The following is a 22,289-nucleotide window of genomic DNA, read 5'->3' on the forward strand; positions in this document are numbered from 1 at the left end:
TCGGCATCGCGGCCGAAACCATTGGCGGTCGTGATCCCGCTCGGTGATCATCGTGTGATGCGGGAGAACTGGGGTACGGCCGGGGAACGTCGAGTGCCGGAATTGACCGCGGCGGCAGGGGAGTTGGTGCTCCGACCGTGGTCGATGTCTTCTGCGGATTCCGAGTTGGTGCGGGAAGCGGCCGACGACGATCTGATCCCGTTGATCACCAGCGTGCCATCGGTTTACTCCGCCGAGGAGGCGACGAGGTTCATCGAGCGTCAGTGGGAGCGGGTCTCGAGCGGGAGCGGGTATCCCTTCGTGATCGAGCGAGCTGTGGACGGTAAGCCGCTCGGCGGTATCGGAGTGTGGGTGAGAGATCTCCGGGAGGGCCGAGCGTCGATCGGCTACTGGTTGGTGAGGTCCGCTCGGGGACAGGGCATTGCCGCGCACGCACTGCGGACAGTTACCGCCTGGTCGTTCGAGCAGCTCTGCGCTCCCCGGTTGCAGCTCTACGTGGAACCGTGGAACACGGCGTCCGTCCGGACCGCCGAGCGGGCGGGCTTCCGGCGCGAAGGGCTCCTGCGTGGGTGGCAGCAAGTCGGCGAAAGCCGTCGCGACATGTACATGTACGCGCGGCTGGCGCCGACCCGATCGAAGAGTCCGCGATCGCTGTGTGGCGCGCCGATCGTCCGTGCTGCGATACCGGCGGACGTCGACGGGATCGTCCAATTGCGCGTCGCGGTCGCGGCGGAGGGCAAATGGATCGGTGCCGAGGCGCCGTTCGATACGGAAGACGCTGCCCGCCACGTGCGATCGAATCTCGGCGATGATGGCTGCGGTGTCTTCGTGGCGGAGATCGACGGAAGCCTCGCGGGCACGGCGACGGTTTACTTCACCACGCCTGGCGTCACAGTTTTCGCCATGATGGTCGCGACGGGTCGACGAGGACGTGGAATCGGAACGGCGCTGCTCGACCGAGTCATCGGTTGGTCCCGGGACCAGGGTGCTCACAAGGTGACTCTGCAGGTATGGCCACACAATCAGCCCGCGATGGCGCTGTACGACCGGGCCGGTTTCGAAGTCGAAGGCGTGTTGCGAGGGCATTACCGACGCCGCGGGGGCGAGCTGTGGGATGCGGTGCTCATGGGTCTGCCACTCGACGACGCAGTCTGATGGGTGCATGCCCGAAGCGCTACTCACCGAAATAGTCGGTTTTATTGAATCGTTTGCGCCAGAAATCTGGATGAAAACGTTTTCACAATGTGGGCGGAAATTGCGCGAGCCCGACTTCGGTCTCTGAGGTCAGTGACCAAGGGCCGCAAAGCGCGAGTTGGCAACACACGAAATATCAACTGCCCGAACCAATAACGCTTCGGGACCCACTGTCCAATGGGACACGAGACTTCGCATGTCTGTTGATAAGACCGCGCACGTGGCCGGGTTGCGGAGGCGGCAGCGTGCTACGACGGCCGCGGCGGACGTTCTAGAGCCGTGCCACGCACACGACGAAATGGCGCTGCTGGTAGACGATTCCGCTGTCGGCCGAGCCGCAGGCGTTGACGTCGACGGTGTTCTGCTTGATGTCGATCACCTGGACGGCGCCCGGTGCGGGTGTGGCGCAGTCCAGTCGCTTGGGGTTGTCCGGGGTCAGTTCCATGCACCCGCCGACCACCCAGTCGATGTCCAGGCACAGCGCGGCCTGCGCGGCGCCGTGCAGGGTTTCGTGGTAGGTGCGGTCGGCGTCGGTGGGACACGCGGCGTTCGCCGGCGCCTTCTCGATGACCTTGTAAGTGGAGTTGGCGCTGCCACAGGCGGTTTTGTCGATCCCGCCCGCGCCGCCGAGGTGCACGCAGTCGCCGATGTTCACCTGCAGGCTCGTGGCGCTCTTGTTCGACGCGCCGCGCATCGCCGACGTGGTCGGCGGCGCCTCCGTGCTGGTCGGCAGCGGCTCCTCGGTGGTGGGCGGCGGCGCCGATGTAGTCGGCGCCGAGGCGGTCTGGGCGGCGTTGGCCGGCTCCTCGGCGGGGCCGGTCATCGAGACGGCGGCGAAGACCACGAGGGCGGCCGCCAGCCCGGTCCCGACCATGAAGGCGGCCAGGGTGATACCGGCACGGACACGTTGGCGCGACACGTCACGTCCTCCAGAGCTGTAAACCCTTCGAACCCACCTAGCGACCCGAAGTTGTGAATCTTGCGGATTGAAGACCACGCCATGCATACACTACGCGGCACGTCCGCGTCGAGTTTTCCTTCCCATAACCAGTGATCCGCCCCGGGAATCCACCTGCGTGGCCTCATCGTTGGCGAAGTGATCACAATCCGATAACGAACGATCACGATTACGTGTGCCGACAGCCAGATCTGGAAACAAGTCACGGGCGCTGTACAGTCACACGCCATCCGGCCTCCGGAGCCGGGTGTCTCGGTGAGAAGGAATTCCACAATGAAGTTCGGCACTATTGCCGCTATAACGCTCGGTGCGGTTGCCGCACTGGGCATCACCGCGGGGGCCGCGAACGCGCAACCCGTAGAGCCAGATCGAGAGATCGCGACAACCGGTGTCGAGGAGGGCGTCGACTACCGCACCACGGTTTCCCGCGAGACGGGAGCCATCACCACCGCCGTCGAGCACGGCACCTTCGCCGTGGTGGACGACGGCACCAAGATCAAGCTGACCTCCGACACCGGAGCCGTGGTGGCCGAAGTGCCGCTGAGCTTCGAGGTTTCCGGCAGCAAGCTGTCGGTCGCGCACGAAATCAGCGACAGCGGACGGCGGCTCGCGCTCACCCCGGTGGCGGGCGCCAAGGAGATCGGCGAGATGCAGCCGATCAGCTCGATGAACCGGCTCATCGCCGAACTGAACAAGAACGTCGTGGGCGTGGTCGCGGGCGCGCTGCTCGGCGGCCTGCTCGGAGCCCTGATCGGTCTGGGCTTCTTCAGCATCATCACCGGCCCGATCGGCTTGGTCGTCGGCGCGATCGCGGGCGGAGCCATCCAGGGTGGGCAGCCGTTCACCGACGCGCTGATGGCGGTCGTCAACGGAGAACCCTGATCTGTGACGCACGGATCGGGGTGGGGCAGGCGCACCGCAGCGCGCCTGCCCCACCCGGAACCGGGTTGTCGATCGCCGTGCCGCCCGGCGCGGGGGAACGAGCTCGCCCCCGGCCGGACGGCGCCACGGCTGATGTACTGAGCAAGGAAACGCGCGAACGCCGAATACCGCTGGGCGCGTGCTATCGCGCGGGTCGTGCCGAAGATCAGCGCTCGGCGGAACCGGACTCGCCGTCGCGGTGCTGGCGAGATAGTCGCCAGAGGAACTCCGGGTCGTCGTCGGGTCCGATTACGCGCTTGCGCTGTGGTGAACGCGTTTGCGGGGCAGTGGGTCCAGTCCGCTCGGGGCCGAACGCCTTCCAGCACAACACCGCTATCGCCACCACCGCGATGAGTGCCAACAGGTACGTCACGTCGCTCACCTCCTGCTTACGAGGGTAGCCGCGGACGTGACCGCTGCACACCGCAGACGCGAAAATGAGTTGTGGGCGAGCGCGGACCCGAGCACGACGAGTCCGCGCGCCCTGCGATCAGCGTGCCGTCGCCTCCGTGGTCAGCGACTTGAGCAGCTGGAGTACTTCCGATTCGCGAAACCGGCGATGTCCGCCCGGTGTGCGCAGTGACCCGAGGCGCCCGGCATGAGCCCAGCGCGTCACGGTCTTGGGGTCGACGTGGAACAGGGCAGCAACCTGGCCCGGAGTCAGCAGGGTGTCCTGGCCGCCGACGGTGATCGCAGTCATAGCAAACCTCTCCGTTCTCGACAGTTCCCTCATCAGATGGCGCCATCGTCGCACCGAAACCCCTAGGTACTCGAACCACCTACAGTTGGTAAAGGGGAGGTAATAGACAAATCGGATGTGCGCCCACCCTCGGCTATGGGCGTGCACCGGGGGCGGGCAACAGCTTCGCATAGGCTGATGGATGTGCGTGACGCAACTCCACGAAAAGGTGCTTCCGGACAGCAAACTGCTGGCGCAGGTCGCAGGCTGGCCCGCAATCTAGCCCTCTACACGGTCGCCCGCCTGGGTCTCGTGGTAGTGCTCACCGCGGTGATCATGCTGGCCGCGCGGCTGGTGTCGGTGGACATCCCCGTGGTGGTCGCGACCCTGTTCGCGCTGATCATCGCGATGCCGCTGTCACTGACCCTGTTCAAGCGGCTGCGGGCCAAGGTCAACGAGGACATCGCCCTGGTCGACGAGCGCAGGCGCCGCGACAAGTCCGAGCTGCGGGCGCGGTTACGCGGCGACGAGCCACGCGATCCGCCGGAGGCGGGGACGTCTTCGTGAAGTCCTGTGGTCGCACCGCCCCGCGCGACTGGGTCGACAACGCGGTGCGGCTGATCGACGCCGATGCCCAGCGCAGCGCGGATACCCACCTGCTGCGCTACCCCCTGCCCGTCGAGTGGAACGTCCAGCTGTACCTCAAGGACGAGTCCACCCACATCACCGGCAGCCTCAAGCACCGCCTGGCCCGCTCGCTGTTCCTGTACGCGATCTGCAACGGCTGGGTCACCGAGGGAACGACCGTGGTGGAGGCGTCCTCCGGTTCGACCGCGATCAGCGAGGCCTATTTCGCGAAGCTGCTCGGCTTGGATTTCGTCGCGGTGATGCCGGCGAGCACCTCGCCGCAGAAGATCGCGTTGATCGAGGCGCAGGGCGGTCGTTGCCATTTCGTGCGCCGCCCGCCGGACATGTACACCGAGGCGGCGCGGTTGGCGGCCGAATGCGGCGGTCACTACATGGACCAGTTCACCCACGCCGAGCGCGCCACCGACTGGCGCGGCAACAACAACATCGCCGAATCGATCTTCCAGCAGATGACATTGGAGGCTTATCCGGTGCCGGAATGGATCGTTGTCGGCGCGGGCACGGGCGGAACCAGCGCCACGATCGGTCGCTATATCCGGTATCGCAGGCACGCGACGAAGCTGGCCGTGGTCGATCCGGAGAACTCCGCCTTCTACGGCGGTTACGAAACGGGTGACTCGGCTTACCAGACCGGAATGCCCTCCCGGATCGAGGGCATCGGCCGTCCGCGCGTGGAGCCGTCGTTCGTCGGACAAGTGGTCGACCGCATGTTCGAGGTGCCGGACGCGGCGTCCATCGCGACGGCGAGGTTCGCGAGCGCGCGCCTCGGCCGCCGGGTGGGTGGATCGACCGGGACCAACCTGTGGGGCGTATTCGCGCTGATCGCGGAGATGATCTCCGAAGGGTGCGGTGGCAGTGTGGTCACTCTGCTGTGCGACGGCGGGGATCGCTATGCCGGAACCTATTTCGATGACGCGTGGGTCGCGTCCCAGGGGCTGGATCTCGCGGAGCCCACCGCCGTCTTGGAGAAGTTCTTCGCGACCGGAGTCTGGGACGACTGAGCGGTTCCCGCCTCGCGCGGGGCGCGGCCTCCGGATGTTCGCCGAAAGTGGAATCGAGCGCTGCCACGTCGCCGATCGTCAATTTTTGTTGACACCGTGCGCGCTCGTCAATCAAAATTGACGTCATGACCGAAGCAACCACTCTGGCGGCCGCCGCGGGCAGCCCCGATCCCAAGGTCGGGCTGCGCGCGGTACTCGCGCTACGCAGGCTGCTCGAACGTCTCGAAGCGATCCAGGTGGCCAATGCCCGTGCTCAGGGCTGGTCCTGGCAGGCCATCGCGGAGGCGCTCGAGGTCAGCAAGCAGGCGGTCCACCAGAAGTACAACCGGAGAGACAGGAGCCGCTGATGTTCGAACGATTCACCAGGTCGGCACGCACGGCGATCGTGGTCGCGCAGGAGGACGCGCGCGCATTGCGCGCATCGAATATCGATGTGGAGCACGTGCTGCTCGGGTTGCTCGCGCAGGGCGAGCCGGAGCTCACGGCGTTGCTCGCCGACGCGGGGCTCACCCATGAAGGCGTCATCCGCACGCTGTCGGACCAGGGCAAGGGCGACCCGCTCGGCGCGGAAGACGCCGAGGCGCTGCGATCCATCGGCATCGATCTCGACGCCGTGCGGGATTCGCTGGAAGCTCATTTCGGCGAAGACGCACTGGAGCGTGCGGCGCCCGGGCCGCGGCGCGGGCTGTTCGGCTGGGGCCGCGCCGGGGACTACCGGCACATCCCGTTCACCAGAGACGCGAAGAAGGTGCTCGAACTCGCCCTGCGCGAGGCGCTCGCCCGCAAGGACAAGACCATCGAATCCGGGCACGTCCTGCTCGGCATCCTGCGGGCGCCCAACCCGACCACCCAGCGGCTGTTCGGGGGAGCCGACGCGGTCCACGCCTTGCGCCCCGAAGTGCACGCCCTGCTCGACCGTGCGGCGTGAGTGAGCGGACATGCGCTGTGCCGGTTCCCGCTGTCCCACGGCGCATGTCCCCACCCGGGGCCTAGCATTGGTCCATGCAGCTTGTGATTCGGTTGATCATCAACGCGGCGGCCATCTGGCTGGCCGCGTTCTGGGTGGACAACATCGACATTCTCGCCCCCGAAGGCGGCACGGGCGCCAAGATCGCCGTCGTCCTCGCGGTGGCCGCGGTGTTCACTGCGGTGAACGCGCTGGTCAAGCCGATCGTGAAGCTGCTGTCGCTGCCGTTGGTGATCGTGACGCTCGGGCTGTTCCTGCTTCTGGTCAACGCGCTCATGTTGTGGCTGACCGCCGAGATCACCGATGCGTTCACCGATTACGGTTTGCGCGTCGAAGGTTTCTGGGCCGCGGTGCTCGGTGGCATCATCGTCTCGATCGTGAACTGGGTGCTCGGCATCCTGGTGCCCGACGGAGACTGATCCTCGGCGCCGCTAACCCAGCCCGACCGCCAGCGCGGTGACCGCCGACCAGACCAGCAGGGCCAGGCCGGAATCCCGCAGGGCGGGGATCAGTTCCAGGCCGCCCTTGCCGCCGCGCACCGGCGCGTTGGCCCGCACGGCGAGCGGCGCCGCGATCAGCGCGAGCAGTGCCCACGGCGTGCGCGCGACCAGCACGAGCGTCGCCAGGAACGGCACCGTGAGCAGCGCGAGATGCAGCGTGCGGGTGCGCGGGTCGCCGAGTTTCACCGCGAGGGTGACCTTCCCGGACTCGGTGTCGGTGGGAATGTCGCGCAAGTTGTTCGCGACGAGCACGGCGCTGGAGAACGCGCCCACCGCGACCGCGAGCAGCGCGCCCACCCAGTCGATCCGGCCCGCCTGCACGAACTGGGTGCCGAGCACCGCCACCAGCCCGAAGAAGAGGAACACCGCCACTTCGCCGAATCCGCTGTAGCCGTACGGCTTGCTGCCCCCGGTGTAGAACCAGGCCCCGGCCAGGCAGGCCGCGCCGACGAGCAGCAACCACCACGCGCTGGTGAACACCAGCACCAGACCGAGCGCTGCCCCGATGACGAGACTGACGACCGCGGCGTTCTTCACCGCGGCGGGCGAGGCCAGTTTCTGCCCGACCAGACGCAACGGGCCGACGCGGACGTCATCGGTGCCGCGGATGCCGTCGGAGTAGTCGTTGGCGTAGTTCACGCCGATGATCAGCGCCAGCGAAACGAGCAGTGCCAGAATCGCTTTCCACCACACCGCACCGTCGACCGACGCCGCGGCGCCGGTCCCGGCGAGCACCGGGGCGATCGCGTTCGGCAGAGTACGGGGTCGCGCGCCCTCGATCCATTGCGCTGCAGTAGCCATGTCCGCAGCATAATGGGCGCAGTCGGACGCAGTCCGTCCTCAGCCCGCGCACGGCCGGAGCGAAGGCGCAGGTACGCCTGGTGCGCGCGGGTCGATCAGGTCGTTTCGTCCGTCACAGCCTGCTGCAACCGCGCCAGTCCCTTCTCGAAATCCCGGCCGACGAATTTGTCCATCGGGATGAGCTTGCCGATCCAGCCCATGAGGCCGGTCTGCTGTCCGGTCATCCGCCAGGTCACTTCGGTGCCGGTCTCAACCGGGTCCAGGGTGAAGGTCACCATATTGGTGGCCTTCATCGGTTTCAGGAACTCCAGGCGCACCGCGATCTCCCGGTCGGCGCTGCCGATGATCTCCATGCTGCCCGCCCCCGCCTTGCGGTTGCCGCTCCAGGCGTACTTCGCGCCGACGCCGGATTCCGCGCCGGAGTAGCTGCGCTGGAGCTGCGGGTCGAGGTCCTCCCATGGCGACCATCTGACCCATTCGTGGAAATCGTCGATCAGCCCGTGCACGCGCGCGGGATCGGCCGTGATGACAGCCGATCGGACCACCTCGAACTCAGCCATGGGGGTCACCCTATGCGAGACGGCGTTCGCATCAGCGGCAAAGAATTCGTGTCGGCCGGTCCGGCCTGCTCGCCTACGATGACCGCGGGATGTTTCCGGAGCACAGCGGCCCGCACGGCCACAGTCGAGCAGTGATGCCGCCCGCAGGCGAATCGGTCGTGGTGGCCTTGCTGGGCGAGGTGGCGCTGCGTCGTGACGGTGCGCTGACGCCGTTGCCCGGCGCGCGCTCCCGGCTCCTGCTCACCGCCCTCGCGCTGCGGCCAGGACGCAGCCGCGGTGCGCACGCCCTGATCGAGGAGGTCTGGGGGGAACAGCCCCCGCGATCGCCGATGAACGCGCTGCATACCCAGGTCTCCCGGTTGCGCTCGGCGCTGCCGGAAGGCGCGCTGGAAATCGGCCCGGCGGGCTACCGCTTGACGCTCGGCGCCGAACAAATCGACTTGTCCTCGGTAGGCGAGCGACTGGCACGGGCGCGCGGGCGCCGCGCCGCGGGTGACCTTCCCGGATGTCTGGCGGAGGTCGAGCGGGCACGGGCGCTGTGGCGCGGCGACCCCGGCGCCGATCTGCCGCCGGGCGATCTCGCCGAAGACCTGAGTGCCGCCGCCGAGCAGCGCCTCGCCGAACTCGACGAGCTCGAACTCACCGCACGCGAGGACGGCGGCGACCTCGACGGCGCGTTGAGCTTGGCCCGTGTGCGCGCCGCCGCCGACCCGTTGCACGAGCCCGCGCAGCAGACCTTGATGCGGCTGCTCGCCGCTGCGGGACGGGCCAACGAGGCGCTGGAATCGTTCGCGGCATTCCGCTCCCGGCTGGCGGAGGAACTCGGCACCGATCCCGGACCGGCGCTCGCCGAGATGCACACCGCGATCCTGCGCGGAGAGCCGGTAGCACGCATCGCGCCCCCTCGCTCCGCCGGCGTCGTGACGCCGGCGGCGAACGGCGTTCCCCACAGCGGGTTCGCGGCGGATGCCATCCTTTCGCCCGGTGACTTCGCGCTGGGACCGCAGCATGCGGCGATAGGCCTGCGCGCGGCGCCCAACGCACTGCTCGGCCGGGCCGCCGATCTCACCGCGTTGACCGATCTGCTCCGGGACTGCCGGGTGGTCACCGTGCTCGGCCCCGGCGGTGCCGGAAAGACCAGAGTCGCCAACGAGATCGGTGCGCGGGCGGCGGCCACCCGGTTCGTGGCGCTGGTCGAGCTGGCGTCGGTGCGCGCCGATGACGACGACGCCAGGTTCGAGATCGAGGCGGCGATCGCCGCGGTGCTCGGCCTCAGCGAGGTCACCTTCGACACGGCGACGTTGCGTGCCGGGCAGACCGTCGATATGCGCGGGCGGCTGCGTGACGCGGTGTCGGCGCGCTCGATGCTGCTGATCCTGGACAACTGCGAGCATCTGATCGACGCCGTCGCAGTGGTGGTCGCCGACCTGATCGGCGTCGCGCCCCGGCTGACCGTGCTCACCACGAGCCGTTCGCCGCTGACGATCACCGCCGAGACCGTGTATCCCCTACCGCCGCTGACCATCGACCCGGCGGGTTCACCGGCCACCGAGCTGTTCGCCGCGCGCGCCAGGGCGGTGCGACCGGCGGTCCGGCTGGACCCGGACGTCGTCGCCCAGCTGTGCCGCACCCTCGACGGGCTGCCACTGGCCATCGAGCTGGCCGCCGCCCGAGCGCGCGTGATGAGCGTCGAGGAGATCACCGAGCGGCTCGCCGATCGGTTCGCGCTGCTGCGGCACGGCGATCGCAGCTCGCCCCAACGGCACCGCACCCTGCACGCGGTGATCGACTGGAGCTGGAATCTGCTCGACACCGACCAGCGGGCGGCGCTGCGCCGGTTGTGCCGATTCCCGGCCGGATTCACCGCGGTGGCCGCCGAGGCGGTCGCGGGTGGAACCGACGTGAGCGATGTCGCCGCGGCTATCGACGGCCTGGTCAACCAATCACTGCTCACCGTGCTGGACGACGAGGTACTCGGTACCCGCTACCGCATGCTGGAGACGGTGCGGGAGTTCGGTGAAGAACAGCTGGCTGCCGTCGCGGGCGAGCCGGACCAGGTCGACACCCGAATGATGCGATGGGCCGAGGACTACGCCGAGGACGTGGCGAGCCGGTACCTGACCGGGGATCAGATCCGCCTCGCGCTCTCCGTGGCGGCGGAGTTGGACAACCTGGTCGCTGCCCTGCGCTGCGCGATCGACCGGCAGGACAGCGCGACGGCCTACACGGTGTTTCCCGTCGTCGCGACGCTGTGGGTGATCCGCGGATCGCACCTCGAGGTGGTCGCCTGGGCCGAGCGGGTCATCGAGCTGGAGGCGGTCGACCTCGGCCCCAGGGCACCGCGTCCGGACCTGGTGCTCGTCACCTACGAAATGATGTTCCTGCATCTCGCCTACACCAACAGCGACGCCCGCAGGATGGCCGAGCTGCGCCTGCGCGTGCGCCGACTGCTGCGCAACCCCGCCGAACTCAGCGAGAACAACCGTTTCGTCGGCCGAGTCCTGCTCACCAGGGCTGACGGGCGTGGCCTCGGCAGGTTGCTCGCCGATGCGGCGCGTTCGGCCGATCCGGAGACCAAGGCCACGGCGCTGTTGTTGCGGGCCAACATCAGGGAGAACTTCGGCGATGTGCGCGGCTCCACCCTCGACGCGACCAAGGCGCTGGAGATCCTGGGGGAAGAGAACGTCTGGAGCGTAGCCATGGTGTGCAGGCACCTGGGACAGGCCTGCGGCCAGATCGCCCGGTACGCCGAATCGGTGACCTATTACCGCCGCTCGCTCGACCTGCTGCAAGAGTTCGGGGCCTACGAGGAGATCGTGGAGATCCGCAGCGTGCTGGTGGCTTCGCTGGTCGGGATCGGCGAATTGGAGCAGGCCCGACGGGAACTCGACCTCGCCTTCGGCACATCGGATCTGGATTTCTCGGCCGCCGGACAGAATCGACTGCTGTCCACCGTGCTGCAGAGTTCCGCCGAGCTGGCTTTCGCCGTGGGCGACATCGCGGGCGGTCTGGCTCGCTACGAGCGCGCGCTGGAACGGTTCGGCTGGCCGGACAGCGCGCTCGGCCCGGGGCCGGGCGCACTGATGCTCGCCGGGGCCGCACTCGCCGCCCAGGTGCTGCACGGCGCCGCGGGCGCCGCCGCGACGCTGTGCGCTCAACTGGCGCAGCTCACGGTGCCGATGATGGCGCAGTATCAGGACCTTCCGCAGATCGGCACCGTCGCCTGTGCGATCGGCTCGTATCTCATCGCGGTCGACCGTGAGATCGACCGCGGTCTCGAGCTGCTGATGCTGGCTCCGAAGGTGTCCTGCCGCCAGGATTTCCCTTCCCTGCGCTGGGACCGGCACCTGGACGCCGCCGTCGTGAAGCTGGGCTCCGAACGGGTTGACCAGGCGCGTCGCCGCTCGGGTCATTTGGGGAGGAGGGAATCCGCCGCTCGTATCCTGCGAGCGCTACGAGAATTGGACGCCGCCCGCTGACACTCCCGCGGCGCCGTGTCGGCTGAGCGGAATCGCGAGCACGACGGCGGCACGCCGGTGGACTGGTCGTCACCCCCGGCGTGCCGCCGTCTCGCGTGCGCGCGTCTCACGCCCGGCGCATGTACGCCTTGACGGTCAGCGGGGCGAAGATCGCGATGACGACCAGCGACCCGATCAGCGACCACGCCAGGTCGCCGCCGAAGCCGGCGCCGTTCATCAGCCCGCGGCACGCGTTCACCATGTAGTACACCGGGTTGACGTGATTGAGCCCCTGCATCCAGCCCGGCATCGTGCTCACCAAGGCGAAGGCGCCGGACATGAAGGTCAGGGGGAACATGATCATCATCGAGATGCCCTGCACGCCCGCCGCGCTCTTGCCGGTGACCCCGACCAGCGCCCAGATCCAGCTGATCGCGAACGAGCAGGCCACGATGACCAGACCCGCCGCGACGACGCCCAGCACGCCGCCCTCCGGGCGGTAGCCGATCACCAGGCCGACGACGATGGTCAGCACGGTGGCGATGACATAGCGCACCATGTCCGCCAACAGCGCGCCCGCGAGCGCCGAGATACGCGCGATCGGCAGGGATTTGAACCGGTCGAAGACACCTTTGTCCATGTCCTCGCGCAACTGGGTACCGGTGACGACCGACGTGAGCACCACGGTCTGCACCAGGATGCCGGGGACCAGAACCGGCAGGTAGTCCTGCACGCTGCCGCCGATGGCGCCACCGAAGATGTAGGCGAACAAGGCGGTGAACAGGATCGGCTGCACCGTCACGTCGAACAGCTGCTCGGGCTTGTGCTTGATCTTCAACAGGCCGCGGTAGGCCATGGTGAGCGAACTGGTCACCGCTCGACCCAGCGGAACGCGGTTGCTCACTTCGGGAATCGCGGTCGGTGCCGCATGGTGTGCGACGGTGTCGGTCGCGATGACGCTCATGCTGTGTTCGTTGTCGGCATGCGCGGGCCCTTCGTGGTTACGCACGCTGCCGCCTCCGGGCCTGACGCTCATGCTGTGTTCGTTGTCGGCATGCGCGGGCCCTTCGTGGTTACGCACGCTGCCGCCTCCGGGCCTGACGCTCATGCCGCGCTCCTTTCGGACTCGTCGGTGGTGTCTTCGACCGGGTGGCCGGTAATGGTGAGGAAGACCTCGTCCAGGCTGGGCTTGTTCACGGTGATCTCGTCGACGCCGATCTCCCACTCGCGCAGGCGGATCAGCAGGTCAGCGGTGACACCGGTGTCGGTCAGCGGGGCTGTGAGCCGCCCGGCTTCCGGGGTGATCTGCGCCTCGGCGCCGAGGAAATCGCCGATGATACGGCGCGCTTCCTCCAGCTGCCCGCGATCGACCAGGGTCAAGTGCAGTGAGGAACCACCCACCGAGGCCTTCAGTTCGTCGGCCGTGCCATCGGCGATCACCTTTCCGCGGTCGATCACCGCGATCCGGTCGGCCAGCTGATCGGCCTCGTCCAGATACTGCGTGGTGAGCAGCACCGTCGCCCCGTCGCGAACGAGGCGGCGGATGGTCTCCCACATCTGGGCGCGGGTGCGCGGGTCGAGGCCGGTGGTCGGTTCGTCCAAGAACAGCAGCGGCGGCGTCGCGATCAAGCTGGCCGCCAGGTCGAGCCTGCGCCGCATGCCGCCGGAGAAGTTCCGCAGCGGCTTGCTCGCCGCCTCGGTGAGGTCGAACTCCTCCAGCAGTTCGGTCGCTTTGCGCCGGGCGTCGATTCGGCTCAGGCCGAGCAGGCGGGAGAAGACGATCAGGTTCTCGGTGGCGGTCAGGTCCTCGTCGACCGAGGCGTACTGCCCGGTTACGCCGATGAGCGAGCGGACCGCCGTCGGCTCGGCGACCACGTCACGGCCGAAGATGCGCCCGCTGCCGCCGTCCGGTCGCAACAGGGTCGCGAGCATGCGGATGGTCGTGGTCTTGCCCGCGCCGTTCGGTCCGAGCACGCCGTACACCGAGCCCCGCGGCACCGCCAAGCTCACCCCGTCCACGGCTCGCTGTTCCCCGAACACCTTGACCAGGCCGTCCGCCTCGACGGCGAGCGCTGAAGTCGGTGCGAAAGAAGTCATGCGGACTACTGTGGCCACCCGGGCTTGCACCGCGCTTGCACAGCTCTGTCTTCTCGGTGTCGTGTGTTCGCGACCCTCTGACGGCTCGGGTCCGAGCGGCCCACAGCCGCTTCGCCGTAGCCGCGCGCCGCGATTGCTCGGTTCCGCGGCAGCGGGATCCTGCCGCGTCGCGAGTGCCGCAGACGACCGCTAGTGCGACGATTCGGCCAACAGGTATTCGCGCAGTTTGGCGCGGTCGGGCTTGCCCGGGCCGCGGAGCGGGAACTCGTCGAGGACGGCGAGTTCGCGGGGAGCGGCGATGGCGTCCAGTTCGGCGACCACGTATTCGCGCAGTTCGGCCAGGCTGGGAGCCGCGCCGGGGGCGGGGATCACCGCTACGGCGACGCGCTGGCCGAGTCGTTCGTCCGGTAGGCCGAGCACCACCACTTCGCTGATCGCCGGGTGGTTGATCAGCACGGCCTCGACCACCTGCGGGATCACCAGCAGGCCGCCGGTCGTGATCGCCTCGTCGAGCCGTCCGGTGATGCTGAGCACGCCGTTGTCGAAGGTGCCCTCGTCCTCGGTGCGGAACCAACCCGGCTCGGCGAACGCGGGATGGTCGGGCTGATTGCGGTACCCCGAGGCGAGCATCGCGCCGCCGAGGACGACCCTGCCGTCCTCGATACGCACCTTCGCGCCGTCCAACGGCACGCCGTCGTACACGCAGCCGCCACAGGTCTCGCTCATACCGTAGGTGCGGACCACGGGGATGCCGGCCGCTCGCGCGCGCTCGTAGACCGGCAACGGAGTGGCCGCGCCGCCGACGAGCACGCCGTCGAGTTCGGCCAGCGCGGCAGCGGCGACCGGCGATTCGAGCGCCTTGATCAACTGGGTGGGCACCAGGGCCGTGTAGCGGCGTTCCCCGCGCATCCCCGAAATGGCGCCCGCCAGGGCCTCGGGCAGGAATCCGCCGGACACGTCCAGCACGGTGGGTTCGGTCCCCGCCAGGATGCTGCGCAGCAGCACCTGGATACCGGCGATGTGATGGGTCGGCAGGGCCAGCAACCAGTTGCCGGGGCCGCCGAGCCGGTCGTGTGTCGCGGTGCCGCTCGCGCGCAGAGCCGCCGTGCCGAGCATCGCGCCCTTCGGCACGCCCGTGGTGCCGGAGGTGGTCACCACCAGAGCGATCTCGTCATCGATCGGCTCGCCCGGCGACAGGGCGTCGCTCAGGCGTCTGGCCTCACGCCGGTCGCTGGTGGGAATGGGCAGCCAGGCGGACCCGCTACCTTCCAGCGCCTCCCGCAGGTGCGGCATGACGTCGCCGAGACCGGACCCGGTGGGCATCGGCAAGGTTCGCAGTGTCTTACTCATACCGTGCCTCGCCGCTCACCAGGCGCGGTCGTGCTCAGAGCCGCTGTACCCACGGCTCGCTCGCTGCACTCCCTCACGGTAGGGATCGTGTCATGCCCGCGTCGCCGCACGCGGAACGGGTCGGTATGCCGGAGTGGCGCACCCGCGGCGCGGCCACCCGGTCGGATCGGGGCTCAAGTACGACAGACATCGAGACTGCGATTCACTCGTCGGACGGGACACGGACGCAGCCGGCCCGGACGTCGGCGGTCGGGTGGCCATCCGAGCGTTATCGTCCTCGCCGGTTGTCGCGTTGGCAACTCGGTGTTGCCCGCCGAGCTACCGAACGGAATCATCGCTACGACGGTGACCAGCGAGAATCCCGTCTGATCGGATGGGACGGCGGGACTTCCACGAGCACGATCGGCACCCCGTCCGGGTCGTGCACCCACATCTCGTGCAAACCCCACGGCTCTTCGACCGGGGCGCGGTCGATCGGGATGCCCTTCAGCGCCAACTCCGCGGCCGCGTAGGACAGTTCACGCACCTGGAGCCAGATGGCGCCCTCGAACGATGACGCCCGGCCCGATCCGCCGTGCGCGGCCACCTCGATCAGCGACTGGCCGGCGAAGAAGACCGTGCCGCCGGGATACTCCCGCGCGATCGCCAGGCCGAGCCCGTCCCGGTAGAACGCGAGGGTGACCTCGTAGTCGGCGGGCCGCAGGATGACCCGGCTGCTGAGAATGTCCATGTCAGAAGTACCAGGGGTAGGGGGTCCAGTCCGGCTGGCGTTTCTGCAGGAACGCGTCACGGCCTTCGACGGCCTCATCGGTCATGTAGGCCATCCGCGTCGCCTCACCCGCGAACAGTTGCTGGCCGACCAGCCCGTCGTCCAGCAAATTGAACGCGTACTTCAGCATGCGCTGAGCCTGCGGCGATTTGCCGTTGATGTCGGCGGTCCACTCCAGCGCGACGTCCTCCAGCTCGGCGTGGTCGACCACCTTGTTCACCGCGCCCATCTGATGCATTTCCTCGGCGGTGTAAGGGCGGCCGAGGAAGAAGATCTCGCGGGCGAACTTCTGGCCGACCATCTTGGCCAGGTACGCGCTGCCGTAGCCGCCGTCGAAGCTGCCCACGTCGGCGTCGGTCTGCTTGAAGCGGGCGTGCTCGCGGCTGGCCAGGGTGAGGTCGCAGACCACGTGCAGGCTGTGCCCTCCGCCCGCGGCCCAGCCGTTCACCAGCGCGATCACCACCTTCGGCATGAAGCGGATCAGCCGCTGCACCTCCAGAATGTGCAGCCGGCCCGCGCGAGCCTGGTCGACCGTGTCCGCGGTGTCGCCGCTGGCGTACTGGTATCCGCTGCGACCGCGAATCCGCTGGTCACCGCCGGAACAGAAGGCCCAGCCACCGTCCTTGGGGCTGGGGCCGTTGCCGGTGAGCAGAACCGCGCCGACGTCCGGCGTCATCCGGGCGTGGTCGAGGGCCCGATAGAGTTCGTCGACCGTATGCGGGCGAAACGCATTGCGCACCTCCGGCCGGTCGAATGCGACACGAACCGTGCCCTGTTCGATGTGCCGGTGATAGGTGATGTCGGTCAGGTTCTCGAATCCCGGAACGGGACGCCACAGCTTCGGATTGAACGTCACCTTGTGATTATCGCTGTGTCCGATTCGCAGCGCCTTCGTCGCCTACGCGGCGGCCACTCGGACGCGAGCCGGGCCACGAACGGCGGATGCTCGGAGGCGCTTCGCTCGAAACCGGTGGTCGAGCCGGTGTGGTGGCGTCGGGATGCGACTCATGAGTCCGTCGGGCTCTATGAGTGTCTCGGACAGCACGGTTCGTGGCGGTGCTCGGACGCGTGCCGGCGACCGGCTTGCCGCCGTGTGCGCCGGACTTCGATTTGACGGTGTAAAACTACGCGTTACCGTGCAAGTATGAGCGAGCGAGTGAAACCGGTTATCGACCGGACTGCGGTGGATGCCTCCCGGTACGAGAAGCACGGGGGATTTCCGAAGGTCACGCCTGCGCGGGTGGGGCCGAACTTCGGCGGGTTCGTGGAAGCGATGCGGACGTTGCAGGATCTGGCGGTGTCGGCGGACGCGCCGGACGACGTCTTCGGGGCCGCGCAGGCCAAAGCCCGCGAACTGATCGAGCTGCTGGAGCCCCACCGCGCGCCGGAGTTGCAGGGCCCGGCGGGCCGCGCCGTCGAATTGCCCGGGCGGGGAAGCCTTCTGCTGCTGCCGTGGCAGGTGGTCGAGGCGGGGCCAGACGGCATCGAGATGACCGGTGTGTTCCGCCGCTTCCATCTCGGCGGAAACGGGGCCGCGCACGGCGGAGTGCTGCCGCTGCTGTTCGACGACCTGCTCGGCATGATCGTGCACTACGCCGGACGGCCGATCAGTCGCACCGCGTACCTGCACGTGAACTACCGCAAGATCACTCCGCTGGAAGCACCGCTGACGGTTCGCGGGCGGGTCGACCGGATCGAAGGGCGCAAGACTTTCATCACCGCTGAATTGCGCGATGAGCAGGGCGATCTGCTCGCGGACTGCGAAGGCCTTATGGTGGAGTTGCTGCCCTGGCAGCCATAGCCGGGTGAATGCTGGCGCGGGTGCGTATAGTTGCCCTCGCTCGTTCATCGATACCGATCCGGAGGAACCTGAAAGTGGTTGCAGCACTGTCTGAATCCCTGCTCGACGACGCGAAGCGCCCGGCTTTCCTTGCCGACGCCGTCGAGGTTCTCGACGCCGAGGTCTCGGACAAGGGTGGTGCGTCCGGCCTGGCTGTGAAGGGTGGCTACGCGGCGGTCAAGAAGATCAGCCCGTCCATCGTGCCCGATGCGCTGGAGTCGTTGGCGCCCAAGCTCGTCGCGCAGCTGGAGCCGTTCTGGCAGGAATACGCCGCGTCGGGCTCCGGCAAGTTCGCCGATCTGCTCGTCGCCAAGTCCGACGAGGTCGCCGAGGCGTTGCTCGCCGTCACCGACGCCCGGGCCGAGTCCTCCACTCGCCCCGCCCTGAAGAAGGTCTACTCCTCGATGCGCTCCTCGGCGAAGAAGAACGTCATCGAGGCGCTCCCGCGGGTCGGCGACCTGATCGAGAAGCACGCCAAGTGATCTCCTAGCGCTGTGCTTGTGCACAGCGCGTCGGGCAGCGCGAGTTCGCGCCCCTGTACGGCTCGCGTCCGAGCGGCCACCGCCGACGACTTCGTCGCGGACGGGTCGGTCGCTCGGACGCGAGCTGCGTTTGTTCCCAGCGCCTTCCATGCTGGGTGCTCTCGGCTGTTCGGTTTTGCCGGCGCTTGGTCGCTAGGGTTCGCGGCACCCGGTGACTGGCGGGCTTGTTCGTTTGCCGCGCCTTCCACGCGGCGTGTTCGCGGCCCCATCAAGGTTCGCGACCCCAGCGGCCGCCGCTTGCTCGTTCGTCGCCTACGCGACGGCCACACGGACACGAGCCGGGCCGTGAACGGACGATGCTCGGTCTCGCTTCGCTCGAAAGGCTTGGCCGAACCGGTGGGGTCACGCAGCGATTGATGAGCCTCGAGGCCGACCCCCTATGGAGACGGCGAGGGAGCCGACGCACGAGGGCGCGACGCGGGATACCGGATCACGCTCCGGTCGATGGCGGCGGTGCGGGTGATTCATGGGCGAGCCACTGCGCGAAGCCGCAGGGTGTGCGATGACACAGTGTGATTGCGAGCCTCCCGGCGGCGACTTCTAGTTGACTGTCTGCCAGTCTGGAGGCGTGAACCCGTCTACAGCACAAGCGCAGGTCGTCGTCGACGAACTCGTGCGCGGGGGCGTGCGGGATGTCGTCCTGTGCCCCGGCTCCCGGAACGCTCCGCTGGCCTTCGCCCTGCAGGCTGCCGACGCGGCCGGGCGCCTGCGGCTGCACATGCGGATCGATGAGCGGACGGCCGGATTCCTCGCCGTCGGGCTCGCGATCGCCAGCCGGCTCCCCGTCCCCGTCGTGATGACCTCGGGCACCGCGGTGGCCAACCTCGGGCCTGCCGTGCTGGAGGCGAACTACGCCAGGGTCCCGCTGGTGGTGCTCAGCGCCAACCGGCCCTACGAGATGCTCGGCTCCGGCGCCAACCAGACCGTCGAGCAGTTCGGCCTGTTCGGCAGCCAGGTACGCGCCACCATCTCGCTGGGTCTGGCAGAGGAGGAGGCGGGCGACGGCGATCACCAGCCGTACGGCCACCAGAACAGCCAGTGGCGCTCAGCGGTCTGCCGGGTGCTCGCGGCGGCGCGCGGCACCCGCTCCGGCAATGCGGGCCCGGTGCACTTCGATGTGCCGCTGCGCGAGCCGCTGGTCCCCGACCTCGCGCCCGGCGAGTCGGCTCCCGCCGGTCGCGCGGGCGAGTGCGCCTGGACCGAGACCCAGTACGCGACGCTCGACGTGCCGCTCGAACTGGACCTCACCCCGGACACCGTCGTCATCTCCGGACACGGCGCCGGGTTGCGCCCTGAGCTGGCGCATCTGCCGACCGTCGCGGAGCCCACCGCCCCCATGCACGGTCCGGCGCTGCACCCGTTGGCGCTGCCGCTGCTGCGGCCGAAGCAGGCGATCATCACCGGCCGCCCCACTTTGCACCGGCAGGTCTCGAAGGTGCTCGCGGATCCCGACGTGCGGGTCTACGCGCTGACCACCGGGCCGCGATGGCCCGACGTGTCCGGCAATGTGGTGGGAACCGGCACGCGTGCTGTCATCACCGGCACGCCCAGAGCGCAATGGCTGGAGCACTGCCGCGAACTGAACGCCAAAGCCGAGCAAGTGGTGCGGGCCGAACTGGCCCGGCACCCGAAACCCACCGGGCTGCACGTCGCCGCTGTCGTCATGGACGCGCTGCGCGAAGGTGACCAACTCTTGCTCGGCGCCTCGAACCCGGTGCGTGACGCCGCGCTGGTGTCGCATCCGCGGCCGGGGATCGAAGTGCTGTCGAATCGCGGCGTGGCCGGTATCGACGGCACGGTGTCCACGGCCGTCGGCGCCGCTCTGCATCACGAGGGGCGCACCATCGCGCTGATCGGTGACCTGACGTTCCTGCACGACGCGTCCGGCCTGCTCATCGGACCCGGCGAACCGCGGCCGGCCGATCTGACCATCGTGGTCGCCAACGACGACGGCGGCGGCATCTTCGAGCTGCTCGAACAGGGCGACCCGCAGTACGCGGGCGTGTTCGAGCGGGTCTTCGGCACCCCGCACGGCATGGATCTCGCCGCACTGTGCGCCGCCTACCGCATCCCGCACCGGCAGGTGGACCCGCAGCAACTGGCCACCGAGCTGACCGGGCACGCCCACGGCGTGCGCGTGCTGGAGGTGGCCACCGAGCGGTCGAGCCTGCGCGAACTGCACACGACGGTGCGGGCGAAGATTTAGCCCTGAGCGCGGGCCGGGGCGGTCAGTAGCCGAGGTCCTCCTCGGGATCGTCATCGATCGGAACCGCGATGGACTGTTCGATCACGTCCGCGGGGTTCGCCTCCAAGATGTCGCGCTCCAGGATCGCCCGCTCGACGACGTCCTCTTCCGGCAGGTCGTCGGCGAGCACCGGCTCCTCCGGATACGCCGGAACGGACTGCTCGGCGAGATCGGCCTCCGGGACCGCGTCGGCAAGGGGATCTGACATCGTGCGCTCCTCTCCATGTAGGCCTCTCGATCGGCATACCCGTCGTGGCGCGCCGCAATCGAGGCGGACGTTCAACTTCGGCTGCATCGAGGATGCCCGCGGCAGGACCGTACGGCAAGCATCTCCCCGTCAACGTTGTCGTTCTTCGCCGATCTGCGGCGCCGTCGCGTCGGCGGGGTGCTCGACGAGTGCGAGGGTGCGCCCGGCCATGAATCGAGCGGTCCGCACCGCCGTCCCCGATCGCGTCACTTCGCTGACTTCGACCACGCCGCGCGCGATCCGTACCTCGACCCGCCGCCCCGCCCGGGTAGCCGCGATCTCGTAACTGCGAGACCCGTCGCCCACGTCGACGACGATCTCCACCCGATCACCCTTCATCTACCAATTGTCCGCTTTTCCAGCGCATTTCGCCGCTACGAGTAGGTAACGGCGGTGTGGCGAGCCGGTCGGGACGGTTCGGTCTCGCGCGTGCCGATCACGGAGCGGGCCTGCGCGATCCGAGTCCGAGCTTGCGCGCGAGGCGGCCCATGAGGTGCGACATCTCGGCCGGAAAGGAATCCGGTTCGGGGATCGCGACCGGGCGGACCCGGCCGTTGTGAATCGCGGTTACCCGCCAGCCTTCGGACGTGCGTACCAGCACCAGTGTCTGGCGCGACAGCCTGCGCTCGGGCAGCCGCGAGCGCCATGGCATCAGTACCGACGCGGTGCCGTGCAGGATCGCCACGTCGGAGGTGAGGAAGCGGATCGACTCCACGTCGCCGACCAGTGCGGAGCCTGCCAGCACGCCTCGGAAGAGCTTGTCGTGATTGTGCTGGTGCTGGGCGCGGCCGATGGCGCGGGTGCCGTCATAGGACACGTAGTCGGAGTCGTCGGTGAAATACCCGGCGTAGGCATCGGCGTCGTTGTCGGTCCACGCCTGCATGAGGTCTCCGAACAGCGCCCGGATCCGGGCGTCGTCGTCGGTGCGGTCGCGGGTGTCGGTCATGGCGGTGCGCCTCCGTGCTATGATTTCGATCAACGAAAGTTACGATAACAGAAAGTTTGGAATGTCGAAAGATAAGCTCATCGGCGAAATCGGCATGCAGTTGCGGCTGCTTCAGCAGAGCTTCGACGTCTTCGACGAGGCGGTCGCCGCACACCTCGGCGTGAACCGCACCGATATGCGGTGCTTGGATGTGGTGCTCGGCCGTGGCCCGCTGCCTGCGGGCGAGCTGAGTGCCGCGGTGAAACTCAGCCCCGCGGCCACCACCGCGGCGATCGATCGACTGGAACGTGCCGGATTCGTCGTGCGCGGTCAGGATCCGTCCAATCGGCGGCGCGTGCTGGTAACCGCCACCACCGCTGCGCGAGAGGTGGCGGAGCGGATCTTCGAACCCGTCGGCCGGGCAGGTGCGCAGGCTCTCGATCGCTACGACGCCGCCCAGCTTTCGCTGATCCTGGACTTCCTGCATACCGCGCTCGCCGTCCATCGCGGACAAACCGACCGCATCGCGTCGGACGGCTGACCGGAGCGCTCACGCGGCGGCGGCGCTGGCTCGGCGCGTTCCCTCC

The 22,289-nt window shown here is 68.4% G+C and carries 25 protein-coding genes; 12 read left to right on the top strand and 13 right to left on the bottom strand.

Features of this window, described 5'->3' with window-relative positions; all coding sequences use genetic code 11:
* The first annotated feature begins 57 nt into the window (after nucleotides 1–57).
* Nucleotides 58–1,155, top strand: coding sequence for a GNAT family N-acetyltransferase (locus M8859_RS08940; protein WP_195069596.1), 1,098 nt, complete (start codon nucleotides 58–60; stop codon nucleotides 1,153–1,155).
* A gap of 310 nt (nucleotides 1,156–1,465) precedes the next feature.
* Here M8859_RS08940 and lppU read toward each other — a convergent pair whose 3' ends face one another.
* The gene (gene lppU / locus M8859_RS08945; protein ID WP_223519021.1) at nucleotides 1,466–2,113 is read right to left on the bottom strand and encodes an LppU family putative lipoprotein; all 648 of its coding nucleotides are present in this window, start codon (nucleotides 2,111–2,113) and stop codon (nucleotides 1,466–1,468) included.
* A 312-nt stretch (nucleotides 2,114–2,425) separates the two neighbouring features.
* Here lppU and M8859_RS08950 point away from each other — a divergent pair, with 312 nt between their 5' ends.
* Nucleotides 2,426–3,034: a DUF8020 domain-containing protein gene (locus M8859_RS08950; protein WP_159921436.1), complete on the top strand. Its 609-nt coding sequence runs from the start codon at nucleotides 2,426–2,428 to the stop codon at nucleotides 3,032–3,034.
* A gap of 205 nt (nucleotides 3,035–3,239) precedes the next feature.
* On the opposite strand, the gene M8859_RS08955 is transcribed toward M8859_RS08950, so the two are convergent.
* Together M8859_RS08955 and M8859_RS08960 are read right to left on the bottom strand one after the other, a co-directional pair.
* Nucleotides 3,240–3,446 (bottom strand): hypothetical protein, encoded by a 207-nt coding sequence (locus M8859_RS08955; RefSeq protein ID WP_043733248.1) that lies wholly within the window; start codon nucleotides 3,444–3,446, stop codon nucleotides 3,240–3,242.
* Nucleotides 3,447–3,563: 117 nt separating this feature from the next.
* On the bottom strand, nucleotides 3,564–3,773 hold the full coding sequence (locus tag M8859_RS08960; RefSeq protein ID WP_040783886.1) for a BldC family transcriptional regulator: 210 nt from the start codon (nucleotides 3,771–3,773) through the stop codon (nucleotides 3,564–3,566).
* 183 nt (nucleotides 3,774–3,956) lie between these two features.
* On the opposite strand from M8859_RS08960, the gene M8859_RS08965 reads away from it, so the two are divergent.
* The 5 genes from M8859_RS08965 to M8859_RS08985 all read left to right on the top strand — a co-directional run bounded on the left by M8859_RS08965 (nucleotide 3,957) and on the right by M8859_RS08985 (nucleotide 6,787).
* Nucleotides 3,957–4,319 (top strand): DUF4229 domain-containing protein, encoded by a 363-nt coding sequence (locus M8859_RS08965; protein WP_236565311.1) that lies wholly within the window; start codon nucleotides 3,957–3,959, stop codon nucleotides 4,317–4,319.
* Nucleotides 4,316–5,401: an L-cysteine desulfhydrase Cds1 gene (gene cds1 / locus M8859_RS08970; protein WP_159921432.1), complete on the top strand. Its 1,086-nt coding sequence runs from the start codon at nucleotides 4,316–4,318 to the stop codon at nucleotides 5,399–5,401. The genes M8859_RS08965 and cds1 overlap by 4 nt, the downstream gene beginning before the upstream one ends.
* 125 nt (nucleotides 5,402–5,526) lie before the next feature.
* On the top strand, nucleotides 5,527–5,748 hold the full coding sequence (locus tag M8859_RS08975) for a hypothetical protein (protein WP_043699011.1): 222 nt from the start codon (nucleotides 5,527–5,529) through the stop codon (nucleotides 5,746–5,748).
* Complete coding sequence (locus M8859_RS08980) at nucleotides 5,748–6,329, top strand: Clp protease N-terminal domain-containing protein (RefSeq protein ID WP_159921430.1); 582 nt, start codon at nucleotides 5,748–5,750, stop codon at nucleotides 6,327–6,329. Before M8859_RS08975 ends, M8859_RS08980 begins: the two co-directional genes overlap by 1 nt.
* A gap of 74 nt (nucleotides 6,330–6,403) precedes the next feature.
* Nucleotides 6,404–6,787 carry a phage holin family protein gene (locus tag M8859_RS08985; RefSeq protein WP_159921428.1) on the top strand — a complete coding sequence of 128 codons (384 nt, stop codon included), beginning with the start codon at nucleotides 6,404–6,406 and terminating at the stop codon, nucleotides 6,785–6,787.
* Nucleotides 6,788–6,799: 12 nt separating this feature from the next.
* On the opposite strand, the gene M8859_RS08990 is transcribed toward M8859_RS08985, so the two are convergent.
* Together M8859_RS08990 and M8859_RS08995 are read right to left on the bottom strand one after the other, a co-directional pair.
* A complete protein-coding gene (locus M8859_RS08990) occupies nucleotides 6,800–7,669 on the bottom strand; it encodes a 1,4-dihydroxy-2-naphthoate polyprenyltransferase (RefSeq protein ID WP_159921426.1) in 870 nt (289 codons plus the stop codon).
* Between the two features lie 95 nt (nucleotides 7,670–7,764).
* Nucleotides 7,765–8,229 carry an SRPBCC family protein gene (locus M8859_RS08995; RefSeq protein WP_159921424.1) on the bottom strand — a complete coding sequence of 155 codons (465 nt, stop codon included), beginning with the start codon at nucleotides 8,227–8,229 and terminating at the stop codon, nucleotides 7,765–7,767.
* A gap of 134 nt (nucleotides 8,230–8,363) precedes the next feature.
* Between M8859_RS08995 and M8859_RS09000 the strand changes: the two genes are divergently transcribed.
* On the top strand, nucleotides 8,364–11,708 hold the full coding sequence (locus M8859_RS09000; protein ID WP_249644091.1) for an AfsR/SARP family transcriptional regulator: 3,345 nt from the start codon (nucleotides 8,364–8,366) through the stop codon (nucleotides 11,706–11,708).
* A gap of 106 nt (nucleotides 11,709–11,814) precedes the next feature.
* On the opposite strand, the gene M8859_RS09005 is transcribed toward M8859_RS09000, so the two are convergent.
* From M8859_RS09005 to M8859_RS09025, 5 genes are all read right to left on the bottom strand, one after another.
* Nucleotides 11,815–12,651 carry an ABC transporter permease gene (locus M8859_RS09005; RefSeq protein WP_159921744.1) on the bottom strand — a complete coding sequence of 279 codons (837 nt, stop codon included), beginning with the start codon at nucleotides 12,649–12,651 and terminating at the stop codon, nucleotides 11,815–11,817.
* A gap of 140 nt (nucleotides 12,652–12,791) precedes the next feature.
* Complete coding sequence (locus M8859_RS09010) at nucleotides 12,792–13,784, bottom strand: ATP-binding cassette domain-containing protein (protein WP_249644082.1); 993 nt, start codon at nucleotides 13,782–13,784, stop codon at nucleotides 12,792–12,794.
* Between the two features lie 189 nt (nucleotides 13,785–13,973).
* Nucleotides 13,974–15,134 carry an o-succinylbenzoate--CoA ligase gene (gene menE / locus M8859_RS09015; protein WP_159921418.1) on the bottom strand — a complete coding sequence of 387 codons (1,161 nt, stop codon included), beginning with the start codon at nucleotides 15,132–15,134 and terminating at the stop codon, nucleotides 13,974–13,976.
* A gap of 337 nt (nucleotides 15,135–15,471) precedes the next feature.
* Entirely contained in the window at nucleotides 15,472–15,864 is a 393-nt protein-coding gene (locus M8859_RS09020; protein ID WP_249644083.1) for a VOC family protein, read from the bottom strand.
* 1 nt (nucleotide 15,865) lies between these two features.
* Nucleotides 15,866–16,759: a 1,4-dihydroxy-2-naphthoyl-CoA synthase gene (locus M8859_RS09025; RefSeq protein ID WP_159921414.1), complete on the bottom strand. Its 894-nt coding sequence runs from the start codon at nucleotides 16,757–16,759 to the stop codon at nucleotides 15,866–15,868.
* Between the two features lie 288 nt (nucleotides 16,760–17,047).
* On the opposite strand from M8859_RS09025, the gene M8859_RS09030 reads away from it, so the two are divergent.
* The 3 genes from M8859_RS09030 (at nucleotide 17,048) to menD (ending at nucleotide 20,491) form a co-directional block, all read left to right on the top strand.
* Nucleotides 17,048–17,704, top strand: coding sequence for a PaaI family thioesterase (locus tag M8859_RS09030; RefSeq protein ID WP_159921412.1), 657 nt, complete (start codon nucleotides 17,048–17,050; stop codon nucleotides 17,702–17,704).
* Between the two features lie 74 nt (nucleotides 17,705–17,778).
* Entirely contained in the window at nucleotides 17,779–18,225 is a 447-nt protein-coding gene (locus M8859_RS09035; protein WP_159921410.1) for a DUF6918 family protein, read from the top strand.
* A gap of 628 nt (nucleotides 18,226–18,853) precedes the next feature.
* Nucleotides 18,854–20,491 carry a 2-succinyl-5-enolpyruvyl-6-hydroxy-3-cyclohexene-1-carboxylic-acid synthase gene (gene menD / locus M8859_RS09040; RefSeq protein ID WP_195069595.1) on the top strand — a complete coding sequence of 546 codons (1,638 nt, stop codon included), beginning with the start codon at nucleotides 18,854–18,856 and terminating at the stop codon, nucleotides 20,489–20,491.
* A gap of 22 nt (nucleotides 20,492–20,513) precedes the next feature.
* Here menD and M8859_RS09045 read toward each other — a convergent pair whose 3' ends face one another.
* The 3 genes from M8859_RS09045 to M8859_RS09055 all read right to left on the bottom strand — a co-directional run bounded on the left by M8859_RS09045 (nucleotide 20,514) and on the right by M8859_RS09055 (nucleotide 21,723).
* Nucleotides 20,514–20,738 (bottom strand): Rv3202a family protein, encoded by a 225-nt coding sequence (locus M8859_RS09045; protein ID WP_159921406.1) that lies wholly within the window; start codon nucleotides 20,736–20,738, stop codon nucleotides 20,514–20,516.
* A gap of 129 nt (nucleotides 20,739–20,867) precedes the next feature.
* Nucleotides 20,868–21,116, bottom strand: coding sequence for a DUF8836 family protein (locus tag M8859_RS09050; RefSeq protein WP_159921404.1), 249 nt, complete (start codon nucleotides 21,114–21,116; stop codon nucleotides 20,868–20,870).
* A gap of 97 nt (nucleotides 21,117–21,213) precedes the next feature.
* A complete protein-coding gene (locus M8859_RS09055; protein ID WP_159921402.1) occupies nucleotides 21,214–21,723 on the bottom strand; it encodes an SgcJ/EcaC family oxidoreductase in 510 nt (169 codons plus the stop codon).
* Between M8859_RS09055 and M8859_RS09060 the strand changes: the two genes are divergently transcribed.
* Nucleotides 21,722–22,243 carry a MarR family winged helix-turn-helix transcriptional regulator gene (locus M8859_RS09060; RefSeq protein WP_249644084.1) on the top strand — a complete coding sequence of 174 codons (522 nt, stop codon included), beginning with the start codon at nucleotides 21,722–21,724 and terminating at the stop codon, nucleotides 22,241–22,243. The genes M8859_RS09055 and M8859_RS09060 overlap by 2 nt on opposite strands.
* Nucleotides 22,244–22,289: the final 46 nt, after the last annotated feature.

The organism is Nocardia sputi (assembly GCF_023501985.1).

Coding starts and splice junctions, on each gene's coding strand:
- M8859_RS08940 (WP_195069596.1), top strand. CDS start 58: ATGCGGGAGAACTGGGGTACGGCCGGGGAACGTCGAGTGCCGGAATTG.
- M8859_RS08950 (WP_159921436.1), top strand. CDS start 2,426: ATGAAGTTCGGCACTATTGCCGCTATAACGCTCGGTGCGGTTGCCGCA.
- M8859_RS08960 (WP_040783886.1), bottom strand. CDS start 3,773: ATGACTGCGATCACCGTCGGCGGCCAGGACACCCTGCTGACTCCGGGC.
- M8859_RS08975 (WP_043699011.1), top strand. CDS start 5,527: ATGACCGAAGCAACCACTCTGGCGGCCGCCGCGGGCAGCCCCGATCCC.
- M8859_RS08980 (WP_159921430.1), top strand. CDS start 5,748: ATGTTCGAACGATTCACCAGGTCGGCACGCACGGCGATCGTGGTCGCG.
- M8859_RS08985 (WP_159921428.1), top strand. CDS start 6,404: ATGCAGCTTGTGATTCGGTTGATCATCAACGCGGCGGCCATCTGGCTG.
- M8859_RS08990 (WP_159921426.1), bottom strand. CDS start 7,669: ATGGCTACTGCAGCGCAATGGATCGAGGGCGCGCGACCCCGTACTCTG.
- M8859_RS08995 (WP_159921424.1), bottom strand. CDS start 8,229: ATGGCTGAGTTCGAGGTGGTCCGATCGGCTGTCATCACGGCCGATCCC.
- M8859_RS09000 (WP_249644091.1), top strand. CDS start 8,364: ATGCCGCCCGCAGGCGAATCGGTCGTGGTGGCCTTGCTGGGCGAGGTG.
- M8859_RS09005 (WP_159921744.1), bottom strand. CDS start 12,651: ATGAGCGTCATCGCGACCGACACCGTCGCACACCATGCGGCACCGACC.
- M8859_RS09010 (WP_249644082.1), bottom strand. CDS start 13,784: ATGACTTCTTTCGCACCGACTTCAGCGCTCGCCGTCGAGGCGGACGGC.
- menE (WP_159921418.1), bottom strand. CDS start 15,134: ATGAGTAAGACACTGCGAACCTTGCCGATGCCCACCGGGTCCGGTCTC.
- M8859_RS09020 (WP_249644083.1), bottom strand. CDS start 15,864: ATGGACATTCTCAGCAGCCGGGTCATCCTGCGGCCCGCCGACTACGAG.
- M8859_RS09030 (WP_159921412.1), top strand. CDS start 17,048: ATGAGCGAGCGAGTGAAACCGGTTATCGACCGGACTGCGGTGGATGCC.
- M8859_RS09045 (WP_159921406.1), bottom strand. CDS start 20,738: ATGTCAGATCCCCTTGCCGACGCGGTCCCGGAGGCCGATCTCGCCGAG.
- M8859_RS09050 (WP_159921404.1), bottom strand. CDS start 21,116: ATGAAGGGTGATCGGGTGGAGATCGTCGTCGACGTGGGCGACGGGTCT.
- M8859_RS09060 (WP_249644084.1), top strand. CDS start 21,722: ATGGCGGTGCGCCTCCGTGCTATGATTTCGATCAACGAAAGTTACGAT.
- M8859_RS09055 (WP_159921402.1), bottom strand. CDS start 21,723: ATGACCGACACCCGCGACCGCACCGACGACGACGCCCGGATCCGGGCG.